Source organism: Streptomyces sp. NPDC056738 (genome assembly GCF_042790435.1).
Classification (GTDB): Bacteria; Actinomycetota; Actinomycetes; order Streptomycetales; family Streptomycetaceae; genus Streptomyces.
Window position 1 is genome coordinate 234155 of sequence record NZ_JBHTZF010000002.1, and the last position, 22794, is coordinate 256948.

Here is a 22794-nt window from a genome sequence, read left to right on the forward strand (position 1 = left end):
CGCAACAATCTCGCTTACGCCTACGAGTCGGCGGGGGATCTGAAGCGGGCCATCTCTCTCTATACGGCCACTTTGGCCCAGCGCGAGCGGGTCCTGGGCAACACCCATCCCGCTACCCTGACCAGCCGCAACAATCTCGCCAGCGCCTACCAGTCGGCGGGGGATCTGAAGCGAGCCATCCCCCTTTACACGGCCACTCTGGCCCAGCGCGAGCGGGTCCTGGGCAACACTCACCCAGCTACCCTGACCAGCCGCAACAACCTTGCCAGCGCCTACGAGTCGGCGGGGGACCTGGAGCGAGCGATCCCTCTCTACACGGTCACTCTGGCTCAATGTGAGCAGGTTCTGGGCGACACCCACCCCGACACCCTGAGCAGTCGCAACAATCTCGCTTACGCCTACGAGTCGGCGGGGGATCTGAAGCGGGCCATCTCTCTCTATACGGCCACTTTGGCCCAGCGCGAGCGGGTCCTTGGCAGCACTCACCCCGATACGCTGACCAGCCGCAACAACCTCGCCTACGCCTTTCAGACGGCGAGGGACTTGAAGCGGGCCATCCCCCTCCTGGAGGCCACTTTGGCTCAGCGCGAGCGGGTCCTTGGCAGCACTCACCCCGATACGCTGACCAGCCGCATCAACCTCGCCAGCGCTTACGAGTCTGCGGGGGACCTGGGCCGGGCCATCCCTCTCTACACGGCCACCGTCGCACAGTGTGAGCGGGTCCTGGGCGAGACCCACCCCTCCACTTTGATCAGCCGCAACAATCTCGCCTACGCCTACGAGTCTGCGGGGGATCTGAAGCGGGCCATCCCCCTCTACACCACCGCCCTCGCCCGGCGCGAGCAAGTCCTGGGCACCACTCACCCCGACACCCTCGCGAGTCGCAACAATCTCGCCTACGCCTACCATGCGGCAGGGGACTTGGAGCAGGCGATTCCCCTCTTCGAGGCCACCCTCGCTCAGTGCGAGCAGGTTCTTGGTGACACCCACCCCGACACGCTGAGCAGTCGCAACAATCTCGCCAACGCCTACCATGCGGCAGGGGACTTGGGGCGAGCCATCCCCCTCCTGGAGGCAACCCTGGCTCAGCGTGAACGGGTTCTGGGCAGCACTCACCCCGATACTCTGACCAGCCGCGACAACCTTGCCGGCGCCCGTCAGCAGGCCGGGCTGTACAGCAGGGAAGTACAGCAACCTCAGTGACCGAAGCTGTCCCTCAAGGGCTGCCCAAGACCGGTTGACCACAATGGATACGGGGCTGTCTCTTCGCAGAGTTCGCCGCCCGCCAAGTCGTCAGTCACGAGGCGACCTCGGTGGGGCATGGGGCCCCTTGGTCACTCTTCCTCGCTCGCCATCGCGTTGATCGCAGCCGCTGCGATGGCGCTGCCGCCTCTGCGGCCTCGCACGATCAAGTGGTCCAAGGCGGCGGGGTGTTCGGCCAGGGCTTCCTTCGATTCTGCTGCGCCTACGAAGCCGACCGGGACGCCGATCACCGCGGCCGGGCGCGGGGCTCCCTCCTCCATCAGTTCCAGGAGGCGGAAGAGGGCCGTGGGGGCGTTGCCCACGGCCACCACGGCGCCGTCCAGGCGGTCGCGCCACAGTTCCAGGGCGGCCGCGCTGCGCGTGGTGCCCAGTTGCGCCGCCAGGCCCGGTACCGACGGGTCGGAGAGCGTGCAGATCACCTCGTTGTCCGCCGGCAGCCGCTTGCGCGTGATGCCGCTCGCGACCATGGAGACATCACAGAGGATGGGTGCGCCCGCACGCAGGGCTTCGCGGGCGCGGGCCACCACCTGGGGCGTGTACGCGAGGTCGTCGACCAGGTCCACCATGCCGCAGGCGTGGATCATCCTGACCGCGACCTGGCTGACGTCGGCGGGCAGTGCCGCGAGGTCCGCCTCCGCGCGGATGGTGGCAAAGGATTCGCGGTAGATGGCCGCGCCGTCCTTCTCGTAGTCGAACACTGTCTTCTCGCTCATCCGTTGACGTCGTTCCGGGCGCGAGCATACCGATCATGGTTCGAACGGCGGTTCCTTCGGGGGTGGGGGCGGTGCCTGGGGCGGGCCGGCGGCATTGCCCCACGACCCCGCCCGCGCCTCACGCCCCCGCCCCGGCGCCGGTACCCCAACCCCGTTCCGGGAAAGACGCCTCCCTACGCCGTCTCCTCCACCACCCCGCTCAGCGACAACGCGAACCGCCCCTCCGTGTCCGTCCACCAGTGGGACAGGGCGAAGCCCGCCGTGGCCAGTTCGCGGCGGACGCCGTCCGCGCGGAACTTCGCCGAGATCTCGGTGCGGATCTCCTCGCCCTCGGCGAGGTGGACCGCCAGGTCCAGTGCCGGGACCTTCACGGTCTGCGTGACGCCCGACCGCAGCCGCATCTCGATCCACTCGTTCTCGGGGTCCCACAGCGCCACGTGCTCGAAGGTGTCGAGGTCGAAGTCGGCACCGAGTTCGCGGTTGACGACGCTCAGCACGTTCTTGTTGAACGCCGCCGTGACGCCGGCCGCGTCGTCGTAGGCGGTGACGAGCACCGACGTGTCCTTGACCAGGTCGGTGCCGAGCAGCAGGGTGTCGCCGGGCGACAGCAGCGACCGTACGGACGCGAGGAACGTCGCGCGCTCGGCGGGCAGCAGATTGCCGATCGTGCCGCCGAGGAAGGCCACGAGCCGCGGCCCGGGGGTGTCCGGGAGCGTGAGACCGGCGGTGAAGTCGGCGATCAGCGCGTGGACGTTCAGGCCGGGCCGCTCGGCGATCAGCGCGTGACCGGCCTGGGTGAGCGCGCTCTCGCTGACGTCCACGGGCACGTACGTGTGCAGGTCCGGCATCGCGTCCAGCAGATGGCGGGTCTTCTCCGAAGATCCCGAACCCAGCTCGACGAGTGTGCGCGCACCGCTCGCGGCGGCGATCTCGGCGGCCCGCGACAGCAGGATCTCGCGTTCCGCGCGCGTCGGGTAGTACTCGGGCAGTTCGGTGATCTTCTCGAACAGCGCGCTGCCGTGGGCGTCGTAGAACCACTTCGGCGGCAGGGTCTTGGGCAGGTGTCCGAGGCCGTTCAGGACATCGGCGCGCAGGGCCGCGTCCGTGGCGTCCTCGGGAAGGGTGCGTGTCAACAGGAACGGACTCACGTACGGGGCTCCTTGTGCGGTGCGGGTGCCATGTCGTCGTCGCTCATGTCCTTGAGCGGGGTGAGCAGTACCTCGGTGTGGTTCGCGGTGAGGAGGGTGCGGTCGGGGACCTCCCGCCAGAGCGGGTCGTCGTCGTACGGCTCGGAGGCCACGAGGGTGCGCCGGCCGGGCTCGGACAGGTACCAGAGGGTGTCGCCCCAGGCCGTCGCGGTGATCGTCTCGCCGTTGGTGAGGAGGAGGTTGAGCCGGGACCCGGGGGCCGCCTCGGCGACCTCCAGGACGGTGTCGGCCAGCGCCTGACCCTCCTCGTCGCCGGCGCGCAGCCGGTGCAGGACCAGGGCCCACACGAACGCCGAGTCGCAGCGGGCCTCCAGCGACAGCAACTCGGCCGCGGGCAGGCCCGCCACGAGCGGGGCGAGACTGTCGGGCCAGCCGCGGACGGCGCCGTTGTGGCTGAACAGCCAGGGGCCCGCGGCGAACGGCGCCGCCGCGGCCTCCCCGTCCGCGCCCGCCACGGTCGCGTCCCGCACGGCGGCGAGCAGCGCCCGTGTCCCGATCACCCGGGCCAGGTCGGCGAACGACTGGTCGCCCCAGATCGGCCCCGTGCGCCGGTAGCGGGCCGGCACCGGGTCCCCGTCGGCATACCAACCGACCCCGAAGCCATCGGCGTTGACGGTCCCGTGCCGCTGGTGCCGGGGCGCCCACGACTGCCGGAACAGGCTGTGCTCCGGTGCCACGAGGAGCGTGCCGAGCTTCTCCTCGCTTCCCAGATACGCCAGGTGACGGCACATCAGGCGGTCCCGTCGCGGGCCGTGCGGAACCCGGAGAAGATCTGCCGCCGGATCGGATAGTCCCAGTTGCGGAACGTGCCCCGGCAGGCCACCTGGTCCACCGCGAACGAACCGCCGCGCAGCACCTTGTACTCCGGACCGAAGAACACCTCCGAGTACTCCCGGTAGGGGAACGCGACGAACCCGGGGTAGGGCTCCAGATCGCTCGACGTCCACTCCCACACGTCGCCGATCAACTGCCGTACGCCGAGCGGCGAGGCGCCCGCCGGGTAGCTTCCCGCCGGGGCCGGGCGCAGATGCCGCTGGCCCAGGTTGGCGTGGACCGGCGAGGGGTCCTCGTCGCCCCACGGGTAGCGCGTGGACCGATCGGACACGGGGTCGTGGCGGGCCGCCTTCTCCCACTCGGCCTCGGTGGGCAGCCGCCGCCCCGCCCAGCGCGCGTACGCGTCGGCCTCGTACCAGCACACGTGCAGCACCGGCTCCTCGGGCGGTACGACCTCGGTCACCCCGAAGCGGCGCCGCAGCCATTGTCCGCCCTCGCGTCGCCAGAACAGCGGCGCCTCGATGCCATGGGCGCGGATGTGGTCCCAGCCGGCCGGGGTCCACCAGCGCTCCTCGCCGTAGCCGCCGTCCTCGATGAACGCCTGGTACGCGGCGTTCGTGACCGGAGTGGTGTCGATGAAGAACGACGGGACCGTACGCCGGTGCGCGGGCCGCTCGTTGTCGAGCGCCCACGGTTCGGTGGAGGTTCCCATCACGAACGGGCCCCCGGGCACCAGGACTTCGGCCGGACCGGTGAACGGCGGGGCAGGCGCGGGGTCCGGCGCCGTGAGGGCGGCGGGTCCTCTGCGGAGCTGATGGGTGATCAGCATGGTCTCGTCGTGCTGCTGTTCGTGCTGCGCGATCATGCCGAACGCGAACCCGGACCGGGTCAGCCGGTCGCCCTCGAACGCGGCGCCCTCCAGGACGTCCAGCGCCCGGCCGCGCACCTCGGCCGCGTACGTACGGGCCTCGGCGGGCGGCAGCAGCGGCAACGAGGGGCGTTCGGCCCGGGAGTGCTCGAACGCGTCATAGATCCCGTCGATCTCGGGCCGCATCGCCTCACGCCCCGCGACCGCCCGCAGCAGCCACAGTTCCTCCTGGTTGCCGATGTGCGCGAGGTCCCAGACGAGCGGGGACATCAACGGCGAGTGCTGCGCGGTGAGATCGGGGTCCTCCACGCAGGAGGTGAGCAGGGCGGTGCGGTCACGGGCGGTGGTGAGCGCGTCCAGCGCGCGCTGCCGGAGCGACTCCGGATCCGTGCGCGGACCGGAAGCGGTCGTGTCGGAAGCGGTCGTGCCGGTCATGTGTTCATGTCCTTCCCGTCGGACAGGCCCTGGCGGCGGCCGGCCGGGTGCCGCCCGGACAGGCCGTCGTGATGAGCCGCGGCCGCACCGACCAGGTCGTCGGCGGGGCAGCGGCCCCGGGCCACGTAGCGTTCGGTGAACTCGGCCACCGCGTCGAGCACTTCGGTGGTGGCGCCGAGCCGGGGCAGTGCCTCGTACGCGGCCGCGAAGCAGACCGCCGCGGCCTCGCGCAGCTCCGGATCGGCGAGGCCGAACCGCGCCGCGTCCTGCCACAGCGGGTTGCGCGGCGCCGGTGCCGGCCCGGCCCGTTCCGCGAGCGGCTTGACGGTCCGGTAGGCGATCTCGGCCGCGTCCGGGTCGTCGAACAGCGCCGCCGTCACCGCGAGCGGGACGATCCAGCCGTCCTCACCGGGCTGCGCGTCGATCATCCGGAGCTCCAGATGACCGCGTGGCCGTACCGGCGGGAACAGCGTGGTCATGTGGTACGCGAGGTCCTCCCGGCCCGGTGGCGCGGCGGACCGCGTCCAGTCCCGGAAACTGAGGCCCTCCGGGACCTCCCAGGGTCCCTCGGAGGCGCGTACGCACATCACCGGCGCGTCCAGCACGCGCCGGGCCCAGGCCGCGCGGGGGTCGCCGTCCAGCGGCGGCGCGTCGGTGCGGCCGGGGTCCATCGACGCCCACAGCGACTGACGGGTGGAACGCCAGCCCGTGTGCCGCCCGTGGGCCATCGGGGAGTGGGCGAACGCGGCCACCAGGACCGCGCCGAGCTGATGGGCCAGCCACCAGCGGCGCCCGTGCCCGAGCGGGCCCGGCTCCTCGTACCCGGCGTCCACGCACACCTGGACCGAGGCGGACGTGCACATCATGGCGCGGCCCTCGGGACCCGCGCGGTCGAGGTACCGCTCCATGGCGTCGTATCTGGGCTCATGGAGATAGCGGCTCGGGGGGTTCCAGGGGTCCTGGCCGAAACCGCTGAGGCCGAGGCCCGCCTCGCGCAAGGTGGCGCGTACGGCGTCGAGGTCGGCCGAGACGGATCGCACGCACTCCATCAGGGAGGCGGCGGGTGCGGAGCTGAGCTCGAGCTGTCCACCGGGTTCGACGGTCAGGGCCGAATTCAGGGGCAGGGTCCGCACGGCGGCGTACGCCGCTTCGAGTCGTTCAGGGGGTATCGGGAGCCGCGGTCCCCGCAGCTCGTGGATGAGCCATTCCACCTCGACACCGAGCAGGCGGGGCGGACCGGTCTTGAAACAGATGCCACGGACCAGTGCCTCCACCTCGGCCTCGGTGACGGAGGAGCGTCGTCGCTCCGTACAGTCACTCACCGAATCGGACATGTCGGGATCCTCCTGAGATTCCACCATGCCGCCGGCCTGGGGCCTGGTGGGCCGGACCGGCGATGACCGTTCCACCCAAGACCCTCTCGGCGGTTCGCACAAGGGTGCAAATCATTTCTTTGTGGACTGGTAGGCACTCTTTGCGGGGCCGCGAAACTCTGTTGCGCGGCAGGACCAGCATCGCTCACGATGCGTTCATGGGCACGACGGGGGAGCGCACGCAGGCCGCGTCCGTGGCGCGTACGGGGGTGGCGCCATGAGCGCGCGCCTGCGTGCGATCGCCCGTGAGACCGAGGAGATCGTGGCGGCCGGGGGCTACCGCGGACCCTCCGGGTCGGCTGTGTCCATCGCCGCGGCGGTCGAGGCCGCGCGGGCCGGGACGGTGCTGAACGGACCGGAGCCGGTGGGCATACCCTCGGTGACACCGGTCGTGACGTCCTTCGAGGTCACGGGCGAGAGCAGCCTGGAGGCGGCCCGCCGGCTGGTCTCGGCGGGCGGGGACCCGGTCGCCGTGCTGAACTTCTCTTCGGCTCGCAACCCCGGCGGCGGCTATCTGAACGGCGCGCAGGCGCAGGAGGAGGCCCTCTGCCGGGCCTCCGCGCTGTACACCTGTCTGCTGCGGGCCCGTGCCTTCTACGACCATCACCGCGCCCACCGTGACGCGTTCTACACGGACCGTGTCATTCACTCGCCCGGCGTACCGGTCTTCCGGGACGACCGCGGCGGGCTTCTCGACGAGCCGTTCCGGGCCGGTTTCCTGACCGCGGCGGCACCGAACGCCGGGGTCGTCCTGCGCACCGCCCCGGAACGGGCGGCCGACCTGCCGGGCGCGCTGGCGGTCCGTGCCGAACGCGTCCTGGAGACGGCCGCCGCCCACGGCTACCGTCGCCTGGTCCTCGGCGCCTGGGGCTGCGGAGTGTTCCAGAACGACCCCGCGCAGGTGGCGCGGGCCTTCCACGGGGTGCTGGCCGGTGGCCGCCTCGACGGGTACTTCGACCAAGTGGTCTTCGGCATCCTGGACCGCACACCGGGCCGGACCACCCGGGCGGCGTTCGAGCACGTGTTCGCGCCAGAGCCCCGCCCGGTGTGAAGCCCGCCCGATGTGCCTCTCGGGCCGTCTGAATCCCCGCCCGATGTGATCCTCGGGCCGGTGTGAAACCCCGCCGGGCGTCTCGGCTGCGAGCGGCAGCCCTTCCCATCCCAGCCCGGCCGAGCGGCGCGGCTGCCAGGCAGGAGACCGGGGAGCCCGGGAACGGACGCGCTCAGCGCCAGCCGTACCGCTCCCGCAGCCGGTGCACGACGGAGTTGAACCGCATCCGGTCCAGCGCGCACGCCTCCCGTCGCATCCCGTCCTCGTGCAGCCGCAGCACGCGGTCCACGTTCACCCAGGAGTCCCGCCCGGTCCGGTCCCACGGTCCGCTGCCGATCGGCACCCACTCGCGGTCGCCGATGTGCGCCTTGCTGGAGAGCTGGACGGCGAGCAGCGTGCCCTCGGCCTCCCGGGCCACGACCAGCACCGGGCGGTCCTTGCCCCGGCCGTCGTTCTCCTCGAAGGGGACCCACGTCCAGACGATCTCACCGGGATCGGGGTCGCCGTCGTGCGCGGGGGAGTACTCGGTCTTCACGGGGCCGACCTCGCGGGGCTCGGCCTCGGTGGTGGCGGAGGGGCCGTAGCGGCCGGGGACGGCTTCTTCGGTGTCATCGGTAAAGGCAGTCACGCGGGCCACCGTAAAGCCTGCGTGCCAGGTCGCGGCGGGCGGGTCCGGGCCGGACCGCTCCGAGACGTCTGCGAGGTCGGTCCAACTCCCGTGCGGCTCCCACCGTACGGAGTGCGGTGCGCCGGGGGGACACGGCGACGGGCGTACGGGAGCTGTGGCCAACTCCCGTACGCCCGCGCCCTGCTGATCAGAACCGTCGGCGCCTGTGCGCCCGGGCCCTGCTGATCAGAACCACTGACGCTGGTATGCCTCGGCGCACCTGCCTCTCACCGGCACCGGTACGCCGCGGCGCATCGGTCTCACCCCTCGTTCTTCTCCACCGGAACCTTCTCGCTGACCGGCGGCACGAACCCGTTGAGCTCCGCCGCCGGGTTCTTGGCCGGGGTGCTCTCGGGGTTCATCGAGGCGAGCAACTGGCGTGCCAGGCCGAGGCCCGTGCCGCCCATGGTGAGCGCCTTGGCGAACAGGTCCGCCATGCCGTCGGCGCCGTTGAGCAGCACCATGTGGTCCACGTTGCCGAACGCGCTCGCGCCCGCCTGGACGATCTCCGGCCAGTTCTCGGCGAGTTGCTGGGCGACCACGGCCTCCTGGTTCTCGGCCAGCGCGGCGGCGCGGGCCTGGATGGCCTCCGCCTCCGCGAGACCCTGGGCCCGGGTCGCCTCGGCCGCCGCCAGGCCCTTGGCCTGCGCCGCCGCGGCCTCGGCCTCACCGGTGGCGCGGGTCGCCTGGGCGGCCGCGGCACCGCGTGCCTTGGTCGCCTCGGCCTCGGCGTTGGCCGCCGCCTTGACCCGGGTCGCCTCCGACGCCGCGGCGAGCTCGGTCTCCCTGGCCTTGGCCTGCGCGGCCGAGATCCGCGCGTCGCGCTCGGCCTCGGCCCGTGCCCGGATCTCGTACGCCTTGGCGTCGGCCGGCTTGCGGACGTCCGCCTGGAGTTGCTGCTCGCGGCGGTGCGCCTCGAGCTCGGCGACCCGTGTCTCCTGGACCACGACATCCTGCTGAGCGGCCGCCGCGGCGAGCGGGCCGGCCATCTGGGCCGTCGCCGCCGCCTTGTCCCGCTCGGCCTGGTAACCGGCCTGCTGGATCTCGCTGTCCCGGGTCGCCTCCGACATCCGCGCCGCGGCCTTCTGCTCGGCCTCGGTGGCCAGCCGGTTCGCCTCGGCCTGCGCGATACGGGCATCACGCTGGACGGCGGCGGCGTGCGGCATGGCCAGGTTCCGGATGTAGCCGGTCGGGTCCTCGATCTCGTGGATCTGCAGCGAGTCGACGATCAGGCCCAGCTTCTCCATCTCCGTACCGCAGGCGGCCCGGGTCTGACCGGTCAGCTTCTCCCGGTCGCGGATCATGTCCTCGACGGTCAACCCGCCGACGATGGAACGCAGATGGCCGGCGAACACGTTGTGCACCCGCTCCGCCATCATCTTCTGCTGGTCGAGGAAGCGACGCCCCGCGTTGGCGATCGACACGAAGTCGTCGCCCACCTTGAAGATGACCACGCCCCGCACCTTGAGCGGAATGCCCTGGGTGGTCACGCAGTCCACGTGCAGTTCGGTCTCGTTGAGGTCGAGCGAGATCTTCCGCACCGCCTGCACGCCGGGGAGGACCAGCGTGCCGCGTCCCGTCACGATGCGGAATCCCATGCCTTCTTCGAGACCTTCGGTCCGATGCTTCGAACCGGAGATGATCAACGCTTCGTTGGGCTCCGCGACACGCCACATGAGCTTGAAGACCACAACGATGAAGATCAGGGCGAGGACTACCGCCCCCGCCACGACGCCGACAACCATCGGCATACGCCCCCTTTGGATGGTGCCCTTTCGGCACCGAACGAACGGGAGTGTGCTCCTCGCCGACAGCCGGGTACAGGGCTGCGCGAATCCTTGTTGCGTTCTTGACGCATACGGCTCTCACCTGGGACGAGCGCAGCTCAACTGTCGTATGGAGAGCATCGGTTCGCCCTCGGGAAAGGGAGCGGGAAGCGACGCCCGGGGTGGGGGAGCGGGGCGTCGTTCAGCCCTCGTACGCGGGCGAGACGTACACCGTGCGCGGCGGCAGGTACTCCACCACCATCACCACCGTGCCCCGCTCGATGCGGTCCTTGGGCGCGGCGGGGTACGCGAGGAAGTGCTCGGCTCCGCCCCGCACCCGGACGATCACCTCACCGACGAGCCCGGGCCCGACCGTGCCGGTGACGCGTCCCATCAAACCGACCATCGAGGCATCGTCCATGGCCACAGAGTAGAGCCGGAACTCGCCTACGCGGCAGGGGAGTCCACCACGGCTTCGTGCGGGGGCCACAGGTCGTGCCAGCGCAGGTCCGCCTCCAACTGGGCGGCCAGGGACACCAGCAGCGGCTCGCTGTCCGCCGGGCCGAGCAACTGCGCGCCGACCGGCAGGCCTTCGCCGACGAAGCCCGCGGGGACGTTGACGCCCGGCCAGCCGAGGACGTTCCAGGGCCAGGCGTACGGGCAGGCCGCGATCATGGCCCGGTCGGTGCGCAGACCGCTCAGGCCGAGCATCGCGCCGACGGCAGGCGGGGGAGCGGCGGTGGTGGGCGCGAGCAGCACATCGTAGGTGTCGAAGAGGGCGCCGACGCGCTGATGCAGTGCCGCCTCGGCCCGGCGGGCCACCCGCAGGGGCGCGCCGCCGAGCAGCCGGCCGAAGCGCGCCGCGCCGTGCGTGCGCGGGTCGAGGAGTTCGGGGAACGGTACGGCGCGCACGTGCTCGGCGATACCCGCCGTGGCGCGCGGCACGAACGTGAGCCCGATGGGCCCGTAGCGGGGATCGGCCTCCTCGACCGTGTGCCCGAGGCGGGCGAGCCGCTCCGCGAGCGCGCGGACCTTCGCCCGTACGGCGGGGTCGAGCCGGGCGGGCACCGCCGTGAAGGGCGGCTTCAGCGACAGCGCGATGCGCAGCCGGCCCGGGTCGCGGCCCACGGCGTCGTGGACGCGCAGCCTGGCCGGCCGGTGCAGATCGCCCGCGTGGCTGCCGCTCGCCGCGTCCAGCAGCAGGGCGGCGTCCGCGACGGTGCGGGCGAGCGTGCCGTTGACCGTGATGCCCTGGAAGGACTCCGGGCGGGGCCAGGTCGAGATGCGGCCGCGCTGCGGCTTGATGCCGACCAGGTGGGTCCAGGCGGCCGGGATGCGAACGGAGCCCGCCCCGTCCGAGCCCAGCGCCGCGGGGACCAGGCCCGCGGCCACGGCGGCCGCGGAGCCCCCGGAGGAACCGCCCGGGGTGTGCCCGTGGTGCCAGGGGTTGCGGGTCGCGCCGAAGGCCGGGCCCTCGGTGAAGGGCCACTGGCCCAGCTCGCAGGTGTTGGTCTTGCCGACCACGACGGCCCCGGCCGCGCGCAGCCTGCGGACGGCCTCGCCGTCCTCGGGCACCGGCGGGAAATCCCCCGCGCAGCCGAACGCGGTCGGTTCGCCCGCCACGTCCATGTCGTCCTTGACCGCGACCGGCACCCCGAGGAGCGGCCGCCTGCCGCCGGCGGCCAGTTCCGCGTCCGCCGCGTCGGCCTCCGCGAGGGCGGCCTCGGCGCGTACCCGCCGGAAGGCGTTCACGGTGGGCCGGGCCGCCTCGATCCGGGCGAGCGTCCGCTCGACCAGCTCGCGCGAGCTCACCTCGCCCGCGGCCAGCGCACGCGCGCTCTCCGTCAGTCCTGGGGCACGGTCGGGATCCATCCGGGTCACCTCCGAAGCGGTCGTCTACCGAACGGTAACCTCTGCGCCCGCAAGACGGTACCGGGCCCTCAACCTCCTTTACGGACGCGGGAGTTCCGTAAACGCCGGGCTCGATCGGGTGACCCGGCGCGAGACGGTGTCCGGGCCCTCTGCAAGGATGCCTCGCGTCATGGCGCAGATACCGAAACAGTCCGCCGGCCGGCCGGCGCCCGCACGACGTCCCGTACCGACCAGTGCCGACGTGGCACGCCTCGCGGGTGTCTCCCGCGCGACCGTCTCGTACGTCCTGAACAACACCAGCGCGGTCCGTATCAGTGAACCGACCCGGCGCCGGGTCCGCGAGGCCGCCGAGGAGCTCGGATACGTTCCGCACGCGGCCGCGCGCAGTCTGCGCGCCGGACACAGCCGCATGGTCCTGATGCCCGCCCCGACCGCACCCGTGGGCCCGCTCTACCACCGGTTCTTCGCCGAGCTCCAGGCCGAGCTGGGCCGGCTCGACTACACGGTCGTGCAGCACGGCAGCGTCGGCCTGCGCGGCGACGAGGCCGCCCGCGCGTGGGCCGAGCTGCGCCCGGTCGCCGTCCTGGTGCCCGGCAGCGGCCTGGGCCCCCAAGGTGTCGCCGTCCTCAAGCGGGCGGGCGCCCGCGCCGTGGTCACCCTCGGACCCGAACGGGTCGAGGGCGCCCACGCGCTGCTCATGAACCACGACCGGGTCGGCCACTGCGCGGGTGTCCATCTGCTCTCCGGAGGCCGTCGCCGCATCGGTGTGGTGATGCCCGCGGAGAGCGGCCTGGAGATCTTCTCCAGGCCCCGCCTCGACGGCGTCCGGCGGGCCCTGCGCGGCACGGACGCGACGGTGACCGAACTGCCGCTGGCGTACGAGGAGGAGGCCGCCGCCCGGCTCGCGGCGCGCTGGCGCTCCCTCGGCCTCGACGCGGTGTTCGCGTACAACGACGAGTACGCGATGCTCCTCATGCGCGCCCTCCAGGACGAGGGCGTCGCCGTGCCGGAGGAGACCGCCGTCGTCGGCGCCGACGACCTCATGCTCGGCCGGCTGCTGCGGCCCCGGCTGAGCACCGTGCATCTCGATCTGCCCTCCGGCCGCGACCTCGCCGAGCTCGTCGACCGCGTGGTCCGCGAACCGGGTGCCGAGCCGGAGACGCACGAGGTGCTCGGCGCGCGAGTGGTGCACCGCGCGTCGAGCTGAGAGAGGCTGGTGCCGCGGCGGGCGGACGGTGGCCCGCCGCGCGGCACCCGGCCCGTCCGCCCGGCCCGTGCACGGCGGGACGGCCCCGTGCCGGACCTCGGACCCGGCGGCATCGGACACCGGAGGAGCGTCATGCGGACCACGGTCGGCATCATCGGCGCGGGCCCGGCAGGACTCCTGCTGGCCCGGCTGCTGCACCGGACGGGGATCGACTGCGTCGTCCTGGAGAGCCGGGACCGGGCGTACGTCGAACACCGCCAGCGCGCCGGCATGCTGGAGCAGGGCACGGTCGACGCCCTGCGCGAGTGCGGCGCGGGCGCGCGGCTGGACGCCGAGGGGCTGGTCCACCACGGGATCGAGCTGCGCTTCGAACGGGAGCGCCACCACATCGACTTCCCCGGGCTCACGGGCGGCCGGACCGTCACGATCTACGCCCAGACGGAGATCGTGAAGGACCTCGTTGCCCTTCAACTCGCGGACGGGCCACCCCTGTTGTTCGGGGCCGAGGCGCTCGCCGTGGAGGATCCGGACAGCGCCTCGCCCCTCGTGCGGTTCACGCACGAGGGGCGGGAACGGGCGCTGAACTGCGACTGGGTGGTGGGCTGCGACGGTGGCCACGGCGTCGCGCGCGCCGCGTTCCCGGCCGGCACGGGCCGCTCGTACGCCCACGACTACCCGTACTCCTGGCTCGGGATCCTCGCCGATGTGCCGCCCTCCTGCGAGGAGTTGATCTACGCCCGGGGTGCCGGCGGCTTCGCCCTGCACAGCATGCGTTCCCCGTCGGTGTCCCGGCTCTACCTCCAGGTCCCGAACGGCACCGACGCCGCCGACTGGCCCGACGAGCGTGTCTGGGACGAGTTGGCCGCGCGGTTCGCGGTCGACGGGGACTGGCGGCTGGAGCGGGGACCGGTCACCGCCAAGTCGGTCACCCCCATGCGCAGTTGGGTTCACGAGCCGATGCGCCACGGGCGGCTCTTCCTGGCCGGGGACGCCGCCCACATCGTGCCGCCGACCGGCGCCAAGGGGCTCAACCTCGCGGTGTCGGACGTACGGCTCCTGGCCCGCGCGTTCGCCGCGCTGCACAGCACCGGTTCGACGGACCTCCTGGACCGCTACTCGCGAACGGCCCTCGAACGGGTGTGGCAGGCCACCCGTTTCTCGTACGACATGACTAAGATGTTGCACGCTCAACCAAATGAGGATGCCTTCGAACACCGGATGCAGCTCGCGCGACTGCGCCGGATCACGGCATCGCGTTCCGCCGCCGCCGAACTGGCAGCGAACTACACGGGACTTCCGCTGGACCCCCAGCCGCAGGAGTCACCGAAGTCCCGCTGGTGATCAGTGAACGAACGGAGAGCCGACATGCCGCTGCTCGACCCCACGACCTGGCAGTCCCGCCCCCTCTCGGGCGATGAACACACCGTCACCGAACCCGCCACCGGCGAGAGCCTCGGCAGCGTCACCCTCGCCGCCGCCGAGGACGTCGCGAGTGCCGCGCGGACCGCGCGCGCCGCACAGACCGAATGGGCCAGGACCCCGCACTTCGTCCATGCCGCCGTGCTGCGCCGGGCGGGCGACCTCTTCGCCGCGCACGCCGACGAACTGCGCGACTGGATCGTGCGGGAGTCCGGCTCCATCCCGGGCAAGGCGGACTTCGAGCTGCACGTCGCCGCCCAGGAGTGCTACGAGGCGGCCGCCCTCGCCTCCCGCCCCACGGGCCAGGTCCTGCCGTCGGAGGCCCCGCGGCTGTCGTACACCCGTCGCGTCCCCGTGGGCGTCGTCGGCGTGATCGCGCCCTTCAACGCGCCGCTCATCCTCTCGATCCGCTCGGTCGCCCCGGCGCTCGCGCTCGGCAACGGCGTCGTCCTGAAGCCGGACCCGCGCACGGCCGTGTGTGGCGGCCTCGCGCTCGGAGCCGTCCTCGCCGAGGCGGGACTTCCCGACGGGCTGCTCCAGGTCCTGCCCGGCGGCGCCGAGGTCGGCCGCGCCCTGGTCACCGACCCGCTGATCCCGGTCATCTCCTTCACCGGCTCGACCGCCGCGGGACGCGCGGTCGGTGAGGCGGCCGGACGCCATCTCAAGCGCGCGCACCTGGAGTTGGGCGGGAACTCCGCCCTGGTCGTCCTGGAGGACGCCGACATCGAGGCGGTCATCTCGACGGCCGCCTGGGGCTCGTTCTTCCACCAGGGCCAGATCTGCATGACCACCGGCCGCCACCTGGTCCACGCCTCGCTGTACGAGGAGTACGTCGAACGACTCGCCGCCAAGGCCGACTCGCTCGCTGTCGGCGACCCGCACCGCGAACAGGTCCACCTCGGACCCGTCATCGACGACGCCCAACTCGCCAAGATCCACGGGCTGGTGGAGTCCAGCACCGCCGGCGGCGCCAAGCTGGCCGCGGGCGGCACGCACGACCGGCTCTTCTACCGGCCCACCGTCCTCGCCGGAGTCGACGACACGACCCCGGCGTACGCGGAGGAGGTCTTCGGCCCGGTCGCGCCCGTCCGCTCCTTCGGCACCCTCGACGAGGCGGCCGCCCTGGCCTCGGCGGGGCCGTACGGCCTCTCGCTGGGGATCGTCACCCGGGACACGGCCCGCGGCCTCGACCTCGCCGAACGCATCCCGACCGGGATCGCGCACATCAACGACCAGACCGTCAACGACGAGGCCGTCGCACCCTTCGGTGGTACCGCCGCCTCCGGCACCGGCGCCCGCTTCGGCGGCGAGGCCAACCTGGACGCCTTCACCGACCTGCGGTGGACGACGGTGCGCGGCGACGTGGCCGGCTACCCCTTCTGACGTGACCGGCTGCCCTGCCAAGGGGAACCGGCGGCTTCCGGCTTCCAGTGGGGAACCGGCGGCGCGGCGGGCCGAGGGGCTACTCGGCGTTCTCGGCGCCGCCGGTGCCCTGCTCCTTGGCCGCCGCCTGCTGGGCCGCGACCGACTTGCGGACCTCGTCCATGTCCAGCTTCCGGGCCTGCCCGATGACGTCCTCCAGGGCGGCCGCGGGCAGCGCCCCGGGCTGGGCGAAGATCGCGACCTGGTCGCGCACGATCATCAGGGTCGGGATCGACTGGATCTCGAAGGCCGCGGCCAGCTCCGGCTGCGCCTCCGTGTCGACCTTGGCGAAGACCAGGTCCGGGTTGGCCTCGGCGGCCTTCTCGTAGACCGGGGCGAACTGACGGCACGGCCCGCACCACTCCGCCCAGAAGTCGATCAGGACGAACTCGTTGTCCGTGACCGTCTGGTCGAAGTTCTCCTTGGTGAGCTCAACGGTGCTGCTCATTCCACTTCCCTCTTCCTCGTGTCCGGGTCATGCCGCTCAGCACAACGCCACCCACCGGGGGCCTATTCCGGGCCCCTACCCGTGTGGCCACGGCGCACGCCAGCAACCAGACTGGCCCCATGACGGAAACGGAATCCATCGCCTACGACGTCGTGGTGCTCGGTGCCGGGCCCGTGGGGGAGAACGTCGCCGACCGCGCCCGCGCCGCCGGCCTCTCCACCGCGGTCGTGGAGAGCGAGCTCGTCGGCGGCGAGTGCTCGTACTGGGCCTGCATGCCCAGCAAGGCCCTCCTTCGCCCGGCCATCGCCCGCGCCGACGCCCGCCGTGTACCCGGCCTGTCCGCCGCCGTACAAGGCCCCCTCGACGCCTCCGCGGTGCTCGCCCACCGCGACTGGTTCACCTCGGACTGGAAGGACGACGGACAACTCGCCTGGCTCGACGGCATCGGTGCCGACTTCCACCGCGGACACGGCCGGCTCGCCGGACCGCGCACCGTCGCGGTCGACGGGCCCGACGGCGAACGGCGCCTGCTGACCGCCCGGCACGCGGTCGCGGTCTGCACCGGCACCCGCGCCCTGCTCCCCGACCTGCCGGGCATCGCCCAGGTCAAGCCGTGGACGAGCCGTGACGCCACGAGCGCGCACGCCGTACCCGGACGACTGATCGTGGTGGGCGGCGGTGTCGTGGCCGCCGAGATGGCCACGGCCTGGCAGGCGCTCGGCTCCCGGGTCACCCTCCTGGTCCGCGGCAAGGGCCTGCTGCCCCGCATGGAGCCCTTCGCCGGCGAACTGGTCGCGGAGGCCCTGACCGAGGCCGGCGCGGACGTCCGCACCGGCGTCTCGGTGACCGCCGTCTCACGCGAGAACTCGGCCGTGGTCGCCCTCACGGACACCGGGGAACGCTTCGAGGCCGACGAGATCCTGTTCGCGACCGGCCGCGCGCCGCGCACCGACGACCTCGGCCTGGAGACGGTCGGCCTGGAGCCGGGCAAGTGGATCGAGGTCGACGACAGCCTCCGGGCCGTCGGCAGCGACTGGCTGTACGCGGTCGGCGACGTCAACCACCGTGCCCTGCTCACCCACCAGGGCAAATATCAGGCCCGTATCGCGGGTGCCGCCATCGCCGCCCGTGCCGCGGGCGTGCCGATCCTGGAGACGGACCCCTGGGGGGCGCACTCCGCCACCGCCGACCACGCGTCCGTCCCGCAGTGCGTGTTCACCGACCCGGAGGCGGCGGCCGTGGGCCTCTCCCTCGCGGAGGCGGAGCAGGCCGGGCACCGGGTCCGGGCCGTGGACGTCGACATGGCCTCGGTGGCCGGTGCCGGGCTGTACGCGGACGGCTACCGGGGCAAGGCCCGCATGGTCGTCGACCTCGACCGCGAGATCATCCTCGGTCTCACCCTGGTCGGTCCCGGCGTCGGCGAACTCATCCACTCCGCGACCATCGCCGTCGTCGGCCAGGTCCCGGTCGACCGCCTGTGGCACGCCGTCCCGTCCTATCCGACGGTCAGCGAGGTCTGGCTGAGGCTGCTGGAGGCGTACCGGGACGCGTGACGGGGATGCGTGACCGGGCCGCGCCCGGCGTGCCCGCCCGGGAGTCGGACGGGCACGCCGGGCACCCGGGCACGCCGGGCACGCCGGGCACCCGGATGCCCGGCGGCGTGGATGCCCGGACGCCTGACGTGCCGGGCCCGGTCCCCGGTGGCCGGTGGCCGGTGTCCCGCGTCAGGACAGGGACACCAGTTCCCGGTACTCGTCGCTCCACAGGTCCTCGTCCGCGTCCGGGAGCAGCAGCACCCGGTCCGGGCGCAGGGCGTCGACGGCCCCCTCGTCGTGGGTGACCATGACGAGCGCGCCCGGATACGTGGACACCGCGGCCAGGACCTCGGCGCGCGAGGCGGGGTCCAGGTTGTTGGTGGGCTCGTCCAGGAGCAGCACGTTCGCGCCCGAGTGGACCAGCCCCGCCAGGGCCAGCCGGGTCTTCTCGCCCCCGGAGAGGACACCGACCCGTTTGCCGGCGTCGTCGCCCGTGAACAGGAACGAGCCGAGCACCCGCCGTACCTCCCCGTCGTCCAGGTGCGGCGCCGCGGCGGCGAGGTGGTCGCGGACCGTCCCGGCGGGGTCGAGCGTGTCGTGTTCCTGCGCGAAGTAGCCCACGCGCAGCCCGTGCCCGCGCACCACCCGCCCGCCGTCCGGATCGTCGTGACCGGCGAGCAGCCGCAGCAGCGTCGTCTTGCCCGAGCCGTTCGGGCCGAGGATCACCAGGCGGCTGCCCCGGTCGACGGCGAGATCGACGCCGCCCAGGACGCGCAGATCGCCGTACGACTTGGCCAGCGCGACCGCGCCGAGCGGCACGCGTCCGCACGGTGCCGGCTCGGGCAGCCGGATCCGGGCCACCTTCTCCGTCTGCCGGACCGGTTCGAGACCGGAGAGCAGGCGGTCGGCGCGGCGGTCCATGTTCCTGGCCGCCACGGCCGTCGACACATGGGCGCGCATCTTGTCGGCCTGCGCGTGCAGCGCCGCCGCCTTGCGTTCGGCGTTGGCGCGCTCGCGGGCCCGCCGTCGCTCGTCGGCGTCGCGCTGGGTGAGGTAGGCCGCCCAGCCGGTGTTGTGGACGTCGAGCGTGGCGCGGTGCGGGTCCAGGTGGAAGACGCGGTTGACCACGTCGGCCAGCAGGGAGGTGTCGTGGCTGATGAGGACGAGCCCGGTCCGACGGCTTGCCAGGAACCCGCGCAGCCAGTGGACCGAGTCGGCGTCCAGGTGGTTCGTCGGCTCGTCGAGGAGCAGGGTGCCTTCGTCGGCGAACAGGATGCGGGCGAGTTCGACGCGCCGCCGCTGTCCGCCGGACAGGGTGCCGATCGGCTGGTCCATCACCCGGGTGGCCAGACCGAGACCCGCGGCGACCCGGGCCGCCTCGGCCTCGGCCGCGTATCCGCCGCGTGCCTGGAACTCGGCCTCGGCACGCGCGTAGGCGTTCATGGCCCGTTCGGATCCGTCGGCCATCGCGGCCTCGGCCGCCCGCAGGGCCCGTACGGCACGGTCGAGACCGCGGGCCGACAGGATCCGCGCGGTGACCGTGACCGCGGGGTCCGCCGCGGCCGGGTCCTGTGCGAGGTGACCGACGGGTCCGGTACGGGAGACGGAGCCGGCGGCGGGCCGCGTCAGCCCCGCGAGGGTGCTGAGGAGGGTGGTCTTGCCGGCGCCGTTACGGCCGACCAGGCCGATGCGGTCGCCGGGGGAGACGGTGAAGGAGATGTCGGACAGCAGCAGGCGCGCACCGGCGCGCACGTCGACACCGCGAACGGTGATCATGGGAAAACGCTCCAGAAGTCAATCGGCTCGAGGACACACGTGTGGCGTGGAAGCGGGTCCTGGAGCTAAGAGACGCGGGGCGTAGACATACCCGCAGGCTAACGAAACCGGTGCCGGAGCGCCTGCGAATTTCCGCCGGGGCCCGGCACGGGGCCGGGGGAGCGGCCCGGGCGGCACCAGGTGCGCCCCCGGCGCGGGATCGAGGCGGGCGGGTCACGGCACCTTGGCGAGTGCGCGTGCGGCGAGGGCGTGCCTGGCCCGGGCGGACCGAAGGGGGGCGGGCCCCGAGACGGCCCTGGGCGAGCCGGCTTCGGCTCATGGCGAGGGGTCCGTACGGCACCGGGTGTGGCCCGGCGCGGGGCCGAGGCGGGCGGGTCACGGCGCCCTGGCGAATACTCGCGCGGCGAGGGCGTGCCTGGCCTCGGCGGACCGAAGGCGATCGGGCACGGCATCCTGGCGTGTGCCGACCCGGTACGGGCGTGAGCTGGCCCCGACAGCCCCGACAGCCCCGAGGCGAGCGCACCCCGACTTCTGGCGAGGACCCGGCACGGGCGCAAGTGCCCCGGCGTGAGTGCCCGGCGCCGCACCGGGCGGGTGGCCCGGCGAGCGGTCGGCGAGGAGCCTCGGGATCAGTCCGGCAGGGTGAAGCCCAGGGTCTCGGCCGCGTGTTCCGGGGTCGGCTGGGACCAGAGTTCCGCAGCGGCCTGGTTCGAGGACAGCGAGCGCAGCTCCGCGCGGTCGAGGTAGAGCATGCCGTCCAAGTGGTCCGTCTCGTGCTGGACGATCCGCGCGGGCCAGCCGCCGAACACCTCGTCGACCGCTTTCCCGTGTTCGTCGAGCGCCCTCAGCCGCACCTCGGCGTGCCGGGCCACCACGGCCTGCCAGCCCGGAACGCTCAGACAGCCCTCGAAGAACGCCGCTCGCCCGGGGCCGATCCCCTCGTACGAGGGATTGACCAGCACCCGGAACGGCTGCGGCACCCGCCCACGGGCGAGGCGCACCTCGTCGGAGACCGGCGCGGGGTCCTCGATGACCGCGATCCGCAGCGGCACGCCGACCTGCGGCGCGGCGAGGCCGACCCCCGGCGCCGCGTGCATCGTGGCGCGCAGGGCGGCCACGAACCGGGCGAGGAGCCCCGGGTCGAGCTGCCCGTCGAACGGCTCCGTGCCCCGGCGCAGCACGGGGTCACCGGCCGCGACGATCGGCAACGGGCCCTCGTGGCCGAGAAGTTCCTCGACCAGGTCGCTCAGGGGGATGCGCGGGGCGCTGCGGTCAGGTTCGGATGCCATCGCGCCAGGATGCCAAGCCGGGACGGGGCGATCGAGGCGGCACGGGGGAGTGCCGCGACTTTCCTCGTGTGGCTCGGGACACACGACGGTCGGTCCGGTGCCCCGCCGCCCGTCTGTCCGCCCACGCGACGCACGGAAGGCCGGTCACCGAGGTGACCGGCCTTCCGTGAGAGCCCCGGGACCCGTAGTGAGACCCGCAACGAGACCCGGATCAGGCCCCGTCGAACTCGCCCCCGAGCGCGGACGCGATCCGCAGGTGCGACGCGGCCTCGTCGGGCCGGCCGAGCCGTTCGAGCGTGCGTCCCAGCATCAGCCGGGCGTAGTGCTCGACCGGGTCGAGCTCCACGAGCGTGCGCAACTCGGCCTCGGCGCGGCGCAGTTGAGCCGAGTGATAGTAGGAGCGCGCCAGCAGCAGCCGGGGTCCCGTCTGCTCCGGCACCTCCTCGACCAGCCCGTCCAGCACACGTGCCGCCGCGGAGTAGTCCTTGGCCTCGAAGAACATCCGCGCCCGCTCCCAGCGTTCCGCGGCCGTCCCGTGGTCGTAGTACGTCGTGTCCACCACCGACCTCCTTCGACGGGCCACAACCGGGCCGGTTGGTTGAATATTCCACGACCCGATTCACGGCCCGGTCCACGACCCGATTCACGGCCCGGTCCGCGCCCTGGTCCGCGGGCCCGCGCGTAGGCCCGTGGACGAGCCCGGGCGCGCCGGCGCCCCGGACCGCTACGCGCCGGCGAGTTCCGCCTCGGCCCGCTCCGTGACGAGGGCCAGTACGCGACCGGCGGCGGCCAGGTCCTCGGCCGGGATCCCGGCGTACACCCGGGCCGCGATCGCGTCGCCCGCGGCGCGGATCGACGCGAACAGCTCCCGGCCGCCGTCCGTCAGGGACACCTGCCCGGGCGCCGGCTCCACCAGGAGCCCGCGTGCCGTCAGTTCCTCGACGGTCCGCCGGGCCGCCGACTCCTCGATCTTCAGGGCGCCGGTGAGGCGGCCCGTGACCCGCGCCGCCTCGGCGGTGCCGCCGTGGTCGGACACGGCCCGCAGGGCCACCGACTGCTCGAACGTGGTGCCGCTGCGAGCCAGCACCCGCTCCAGGGCGGCGCGGCTCGCGTAGTGGGCGAGGCCGATGACCTGGCCGTTGACAGGGGGAACAGAGGTGGTCATGACTACTCCTCGGGTGAATCCTCTTCGTAAGGGGGTGACGCCTCGCCGGGCCGCTTCCCGGCTGCGGTGTGCGCGTCGAGCGGTACGTCGAGCAGGACGGCCAGTTCGTCGCTGAACGCCCGTGTGCGTTCGCCGCCGAGGCCGCCCAGTGGTTCGAGAAGCCGCTCCAGAAGGCCCTGGACCACGGAGATGGCGCGGCGGGTGACCTCGCGCCCGTCCTCGGTGAGCGTCAGCCGCACCGCCCGGGGGTCCGCCGGATCCCTGGTGCGGTCGAGCAGGCCGGCCGTCTCCAGGGAACGAGCCAGCTTCGACACGTAGAGCGGTTCGAGCCCGGTGTGGTCGGCGAGTTGGCGCTGACTGGGGTGCCGTCCGTCCCGGTGCATGCCGTACAGGGACGCCACCAGCGAATACTGCGCGTGCGTCAGGCCCAGCGGGCCCACCGCCCGGTCCACCGCGACGCGCCATTTCATCGACAGGCGCCAGACGAGGAATCCGGGCGTCGCGTTCTCGGAAACCGGCTTCGCTGTACTCATGAAAGAAACA

Annotated in this window: 21 protein-coding genes; 6 read left to right on the plus strand and 15 right to left on the minus strand. The window is 72.9% G+C overall.

Annotated elements, in window-relative coordinates; genetic code table 11:
* Positions 1 to 1203 (plus strand): tetratricopeptide repeat protein (locus tag ACFRIC_RS04735; protein WP_382779358.1); only part of this gene is annotated, 1203 nt, incomplete at its 5' end.
* Positions 1204 to 1334: 131 nt separating this feature from the next.
* On the opposite strand, the gene ACFRIC_RS04740 is transcribed toward ACFRIC_RS04735, so the two are convergent.
* The 5 genes from ACFRIC_RS04740 to egtA form a co-directional block, all read right to left on the minus strand.
* Entirely contained in the window at positions 1335 to 1961 is a 627-nt protein-coding gene (locus tag ACFRIC_RS04740; RefSeq protein WP_382780795.1) for a precorrin-8X methylmutase, read from the minus strand.
* Between the two features lie 188 nt (positions 1962 to 2149).
* Positions 2150 to 3124: an L-histidine N(alpha)-methyltransferase gene (egtD, locus tag ACFRIC_RS04745; RefSeq protein WP_382779362.1), complete on the minus strand. Its 975-nt coding sequence runs from the start codon at positions 3122 to 3124 to the stop codon at positions 2150 to 2152.
* Positions 3121 to 3915, minus strand: coding sequence for an ergothioneine biosynthesis protein EgtC (egtC, locus tag ACFRIC_RS04750; RefSeq protein ID WP_382779365.1), 795 nt, complete (start codon positions 3913 to 3915; stop codon positions 3121 to 3123). The genes egtD and egtC overlap by 4 nt, the downstream gene beginning before the upstream one ends.
* A complete protein-coding gene (gene egtB / locus ACFRIC_RS04755) occupies positions 3915 to 5261 on the minus strand; it encodes an ergothioneine biosynthesis protein EgtB (protein ID WP_382779368.1) in 1347 nt (448 codons plus the stop codon). Before egtB ends, egtC begins: the two co-directional genes overlap by 1 nt.
* A complete protein-coding gene (egtA, locus tag ACFRIC_RS04760; RefSeq protein WP_382779371.1) occupies positions 5258 to 6595 on the minus strand; it encodes an ergothioneine biosynthesis glutamate--cysteine ligase EgtA in 1338 nt (445 codons plus the stop codon). The genes egtB and egtA overlap by 4 nt, the downstream gene beginning before the upstream one ends.
* Before the next feature lie 256 nt (positions 6596 to 6851).
* Here egtA and ACFRIC_RS04765 point away from each other — a divergent pair, with 256 nt between their 5' ends.
* Positions 6852 to 7685, plus strand: a complete 834-nt coding sequence (locus tag ACFRIC_RS04765; protein ID WP_382779374.1) for a TIGR02452 family protein — start codon at positions 6852 to 6854, stop codon at positions 7683 to 7685.
* Positions 7686 to 7857: 172 nt separating this feature from the next.
* On the opposite strand, the gene ACFRIC_RS04770 is transcribed toward ACFRIC_RS04765, so the two are convergent.
* The 4 genes from ACFRIC_RS04770 to ACFRIC_RS04785 all read right to left on the minus strand — a co-directional run bounded on the left by ACFRIC_RS04770 (position 7858) and on the right by ACFRIC_RS04785 (position 11990).
* Positions 7858 to 8313, minus strand: coding sequence for a type II toxin-antitoxin system PemK/MazF family toxin (locus ACFRIC_RS04770; protein ID WP_382779377.1), 456 nt, complete (start codon positions 8311 to 8313; stop codon positions 7858 to 7860).
* Between the two features lie 299 nt (positions 8314 to 8612).
* Positions 8613 to 10103 carry an SPFH domain-containing protein gene (locus ACFRIC_RS04775; RefSeq protein ID WP_382779380.1) on the minus strand — a complete coding sequence of 497 codons (1491 nt, stop codon included), beginning with the start codon at positions 10101 to 10103 and terminating at the stop codon, positions 8613 to 8615.
* A gap of 217 nt (positions 10104 to 10320) precedes the next feature.
* A complete protein-coding gene (locus tag ACFRIC_RS04780; protein WP_382779383.1) occupies positions 10321 to 10539 on the minus strand; it encodes a hypothetical protein in 219 nt (72 codons plus the stop codon).
* Between the two features lie 26 nt (positions 10540 to 10565).
* Positions 10566 to 11990: an amidase gene (locus ACFRIC_RS04785; RefSeq protein ID WP_382779386.1), complete on the minus strand. Its 1425-nt coding sequence runs from the start codon at positions 11988 to 11990 to the stop codon at positions 10566 to 10568.
* A 157-nt stretch (positions 11991 to 12147) separates the two neighbouring features.
* Here ACFRIC_RS04785 and ACFRIC_RS04790 point away from each other — a divergent pair, with 157 nt between their 5' ends.
* The 3 genes from ACFRIC_RS04790 to ACFRIC_RS04800 all read left to right on the plus strand — a co-directional run bounded on the left by ACFRIC_RS04790 (position 12148) and on the right by ACFRIC_RS04800 (position 15999).
* Positions 12148 to 13197: a LacI family DNA-binding transcriptional regulator gene (locus ACFRIC_RS04790; protein WP_382779389.1), complete on the plus strand. Its 1050-nt coding sequence runs from the start codon at positions 12148 to 12150 to the stop codon at positions 13195 to 13197.
* 132 nt (positions 13198 to 13329) lie between these two features.
* On the plus strand, positions 13330 to 14538 hold the full coding sequence (locus tag ACFRIC_RS04795) for a 4-hydroxybenzoate 3-monooxygenase (protein WP_382779392.1): 1209 nt from the start codon (positions 13330 to 13332) through the stop codon (positions 14536 to 14538).
* A gap of 24 nt (positions 14539 to 14562) precedes the next feature.
* Positions 14563 to 15999, plus strand: a complete 1437-nt coding sequence (locus ACFRIC_RS04800) for an aldehyde dehydrogenase family protein (RefSeq protein WP_382779395.1) — start codon at positions 14563 to 14565, stop codon at positions 15997 to 15999.
* A 79-nt stretch (positions 16000 to 16078) separates the two neighbouring features.
* Here ACFRIC_RS04800 and trxA read toward each other — a convergent pair whose 3' ends face one another.
* Positions 16079 to 16486 carry a thioredoxin gene (gene trxA / locus ACFRIC_RS04805; RefSeq protein ID WP_382779398.1) on the minus strand — a complete coding sequence of 136 codons (408 nt, stop codon included), beginning with the start codon at positions 16484 to 16486 and terminating at the stop codon, positions 16079 to 16081.
* Positions 16487 to 16605: 119 nt separating this feature from the next.
* Here trxA and ACFRIC_RS04810 point away from each other — a divergent pair, with 119 nt between their 5' ends.
* A complete protein-coding gene (locus ACFRIC_RS04810; RefSeq protein WP_382779400.1) occupies positions 16606 to 18039 on the plus strand; it encodes a dihydrolipoyl dehydrogenase family protein in 1434 nt (477 codons plus the stop codon).
* Positions 18040 to 18210: 171 nt separating this feature from the next.
* Here ACFRIC_RS04810 and ACFRIC_RS04815 read toward each other — a convergent pair whose 3' ends face one another.
* From ACFRIC_RS04815 to ACFRIC_RS04835, 5 genes are all read right to left on the minus strand, one after another.
* Positions 18211 to 19797 carry an ABC-F family ATP-binding cassette domain-containing protein gene (locus tag ACFRIC_RS04815; RefSeq protein ID WP_382779403.1) on the minus strand — a complete coding sequence of 529 codons (1587 nt, stop codon included), beginning with the start codon at positions 19795 to 19797 and terminating at the stop codon, positions 18211 to 18213.
* A gap of 629 nt (positions 19798 to 20426) precedes the next feature.
* Positions 20427 to 21086, minus strand: coding sequence for a peptide deformylase (locus ACFRIC_RS04820; RefSeq protein ID WP_382779406.1), 660 nt, complete (start codon positions 21084 to 21086; stop codon positions 20427 to 20429).
* A gap of 211 nt (positions 21087 to 21297) precedes the next feature.
* Positions 21298 to 21645: a tetratricopeptide repeat protein gene (locus tag ACFRIC_RS04825; RefSeq protein ID WP_382780798.1), complete on the minus strand. Its 348-nt coding sequence runs from the start codon at positions 21643 to 21645 to the stop codon at positions 21298 to 21300.
* Between the two features lie 165 nt (positions 21646 to 21810).
* Positions 21811 to 22251 carry a MarR family winged helix-turn-helix transcriptional regulator gene (locus ACFRIC_RS04830; protein ID WP_382779409.1) on the minus strand — a complete coding sequence of 147 codons (441 nt, stop codon included), beginning with the start codon at positions 22249 to 22251 and terminating at the stop codon, positions 21811 to 21813.
* 2 nt (positions 22252 to 22253) lie between these two features.
* Positions 22254 to 22784: a MarR family winged helix-turn-helix transcriptional regulator gene (locus ACFRIC_RS04835; protein WP_382779412.1), complete on the minus strand. Its 531-nt coding sequence runs from the start codon at positions 22782 to 22784 to the stop codon at positions 22254 to 22256.
* Positions 22785 to 22794 lie beyond the last annotated feature (10 nt).

Coding starts and splice junctions, on each gene's coding strand:
- egtC (WP_382779365.1), bottom strand. CDS start 3,915: ATGTGCCGTCACCTGGCGTATCTGGGAAGCGAGGAGAAGCTCGGCACG.
- egtB (WP_382779368.1), bottom strand. CDS start 5,261: ATGACCGGCACGACCGCTTCCGACACGACCGCTTCCGGTCCGCGCACG.
- egtA (WP_382779371.1), bottom strand. CDS start 6,595: ATGTCCGATTCGGTGAGTGACTGTACGGAGCGACGACGCTCCTCCGTC.
- ACFRIC_RS04765 (WP_382779374.1), top strand. CDS start 6,852: ATGAGCGCGCGCCTGCGTGCGATCGCCCGTGAGACCGAGGAGATCGTG.
- ACFRIC_RS04775 (WP_382779380.1), bottom strand. CDS start 10,103: ATGCCGATGGTTGTCGGCGTCGTGGCGGGGGCGGTAGTCCTCGCCCTG.
- ACFRIC_RS04780 (WP_382779383.1), bottom strand. CDS start 10,539: ATGGACGATGCCTCGATGGTCGGTTTGATGGGACGCGTCACCGGCACG.
- ACFRIC_RS04785 (WP_382779386.1), bottom strand. CDS start 11,990: ATGGATCCCGACCGTGCCCCAGGACTGACGGAGAGCGCGCGTGCGCTG.
- ACFRIC_RS04790 (WP_382779389.1), top strand. CDS start 12,148: ATGCCTCGCGTCATGGCGCAGATACCGAAACAGTCCGCCGGCCGGCCG.
- ACFRIC_RS04795 (WP_382779392.1), top strand. CDS start 13,330: ATGCGGACCACGGTCGGCATCATCGGCGCGGGCCCGGCAGGACTCCTG.
- ACFRIC_RS04800 (WP_382779395.1), top strand. CDS start 14,563: ATGCCGCTGCTCGACCCCACGACCTGGCAGTCCCGCCCCCTCTCGGGC.
- trxA (WP_382779398.1), bottom strand. CDS start 16,486: ATGAGCAGCACCGTTGAGCTCACCAAGGAGAACTTCGACCAGACGGTC.
- ACFRIC_RS04810 (WP_382779400.1), top strand. CDS start 16,606: ATGACGGAAACGGAATCCATCGCCTACGACGTCGTGGTGCTCGGTGCC.
- ACFRIC_RS04815 (WP_382779403.1), bottom strand. CDS start 19,797: ATGATCACCGTTCGCGGTGTCGACGTGCGCGCCGGTGCGCGCCTGCTG.
- ACFRIC_RS04820 (WP_382779406.1), bottom strand. CDS start 21,086: ATGGCATCCGAACCTGACCGCAGCGCCCCGCGCATCCCCCTGAGCGAC.
- ACFRIC_RS04830 (WP_382779409.1), bottom strand. CDS start 22,251: ATGACCACCTCTGTTCCCCCTGTCAACGGCCAGGTCATCGGCCTCGCC.
- ACFRIC_RS04835 (WP_382779412.1), bottom strand. CDS start 22,784: ATGAGTACAGCGAAGCCGGTTTCCGAGAACGCGACGCCCGGATTCCTC.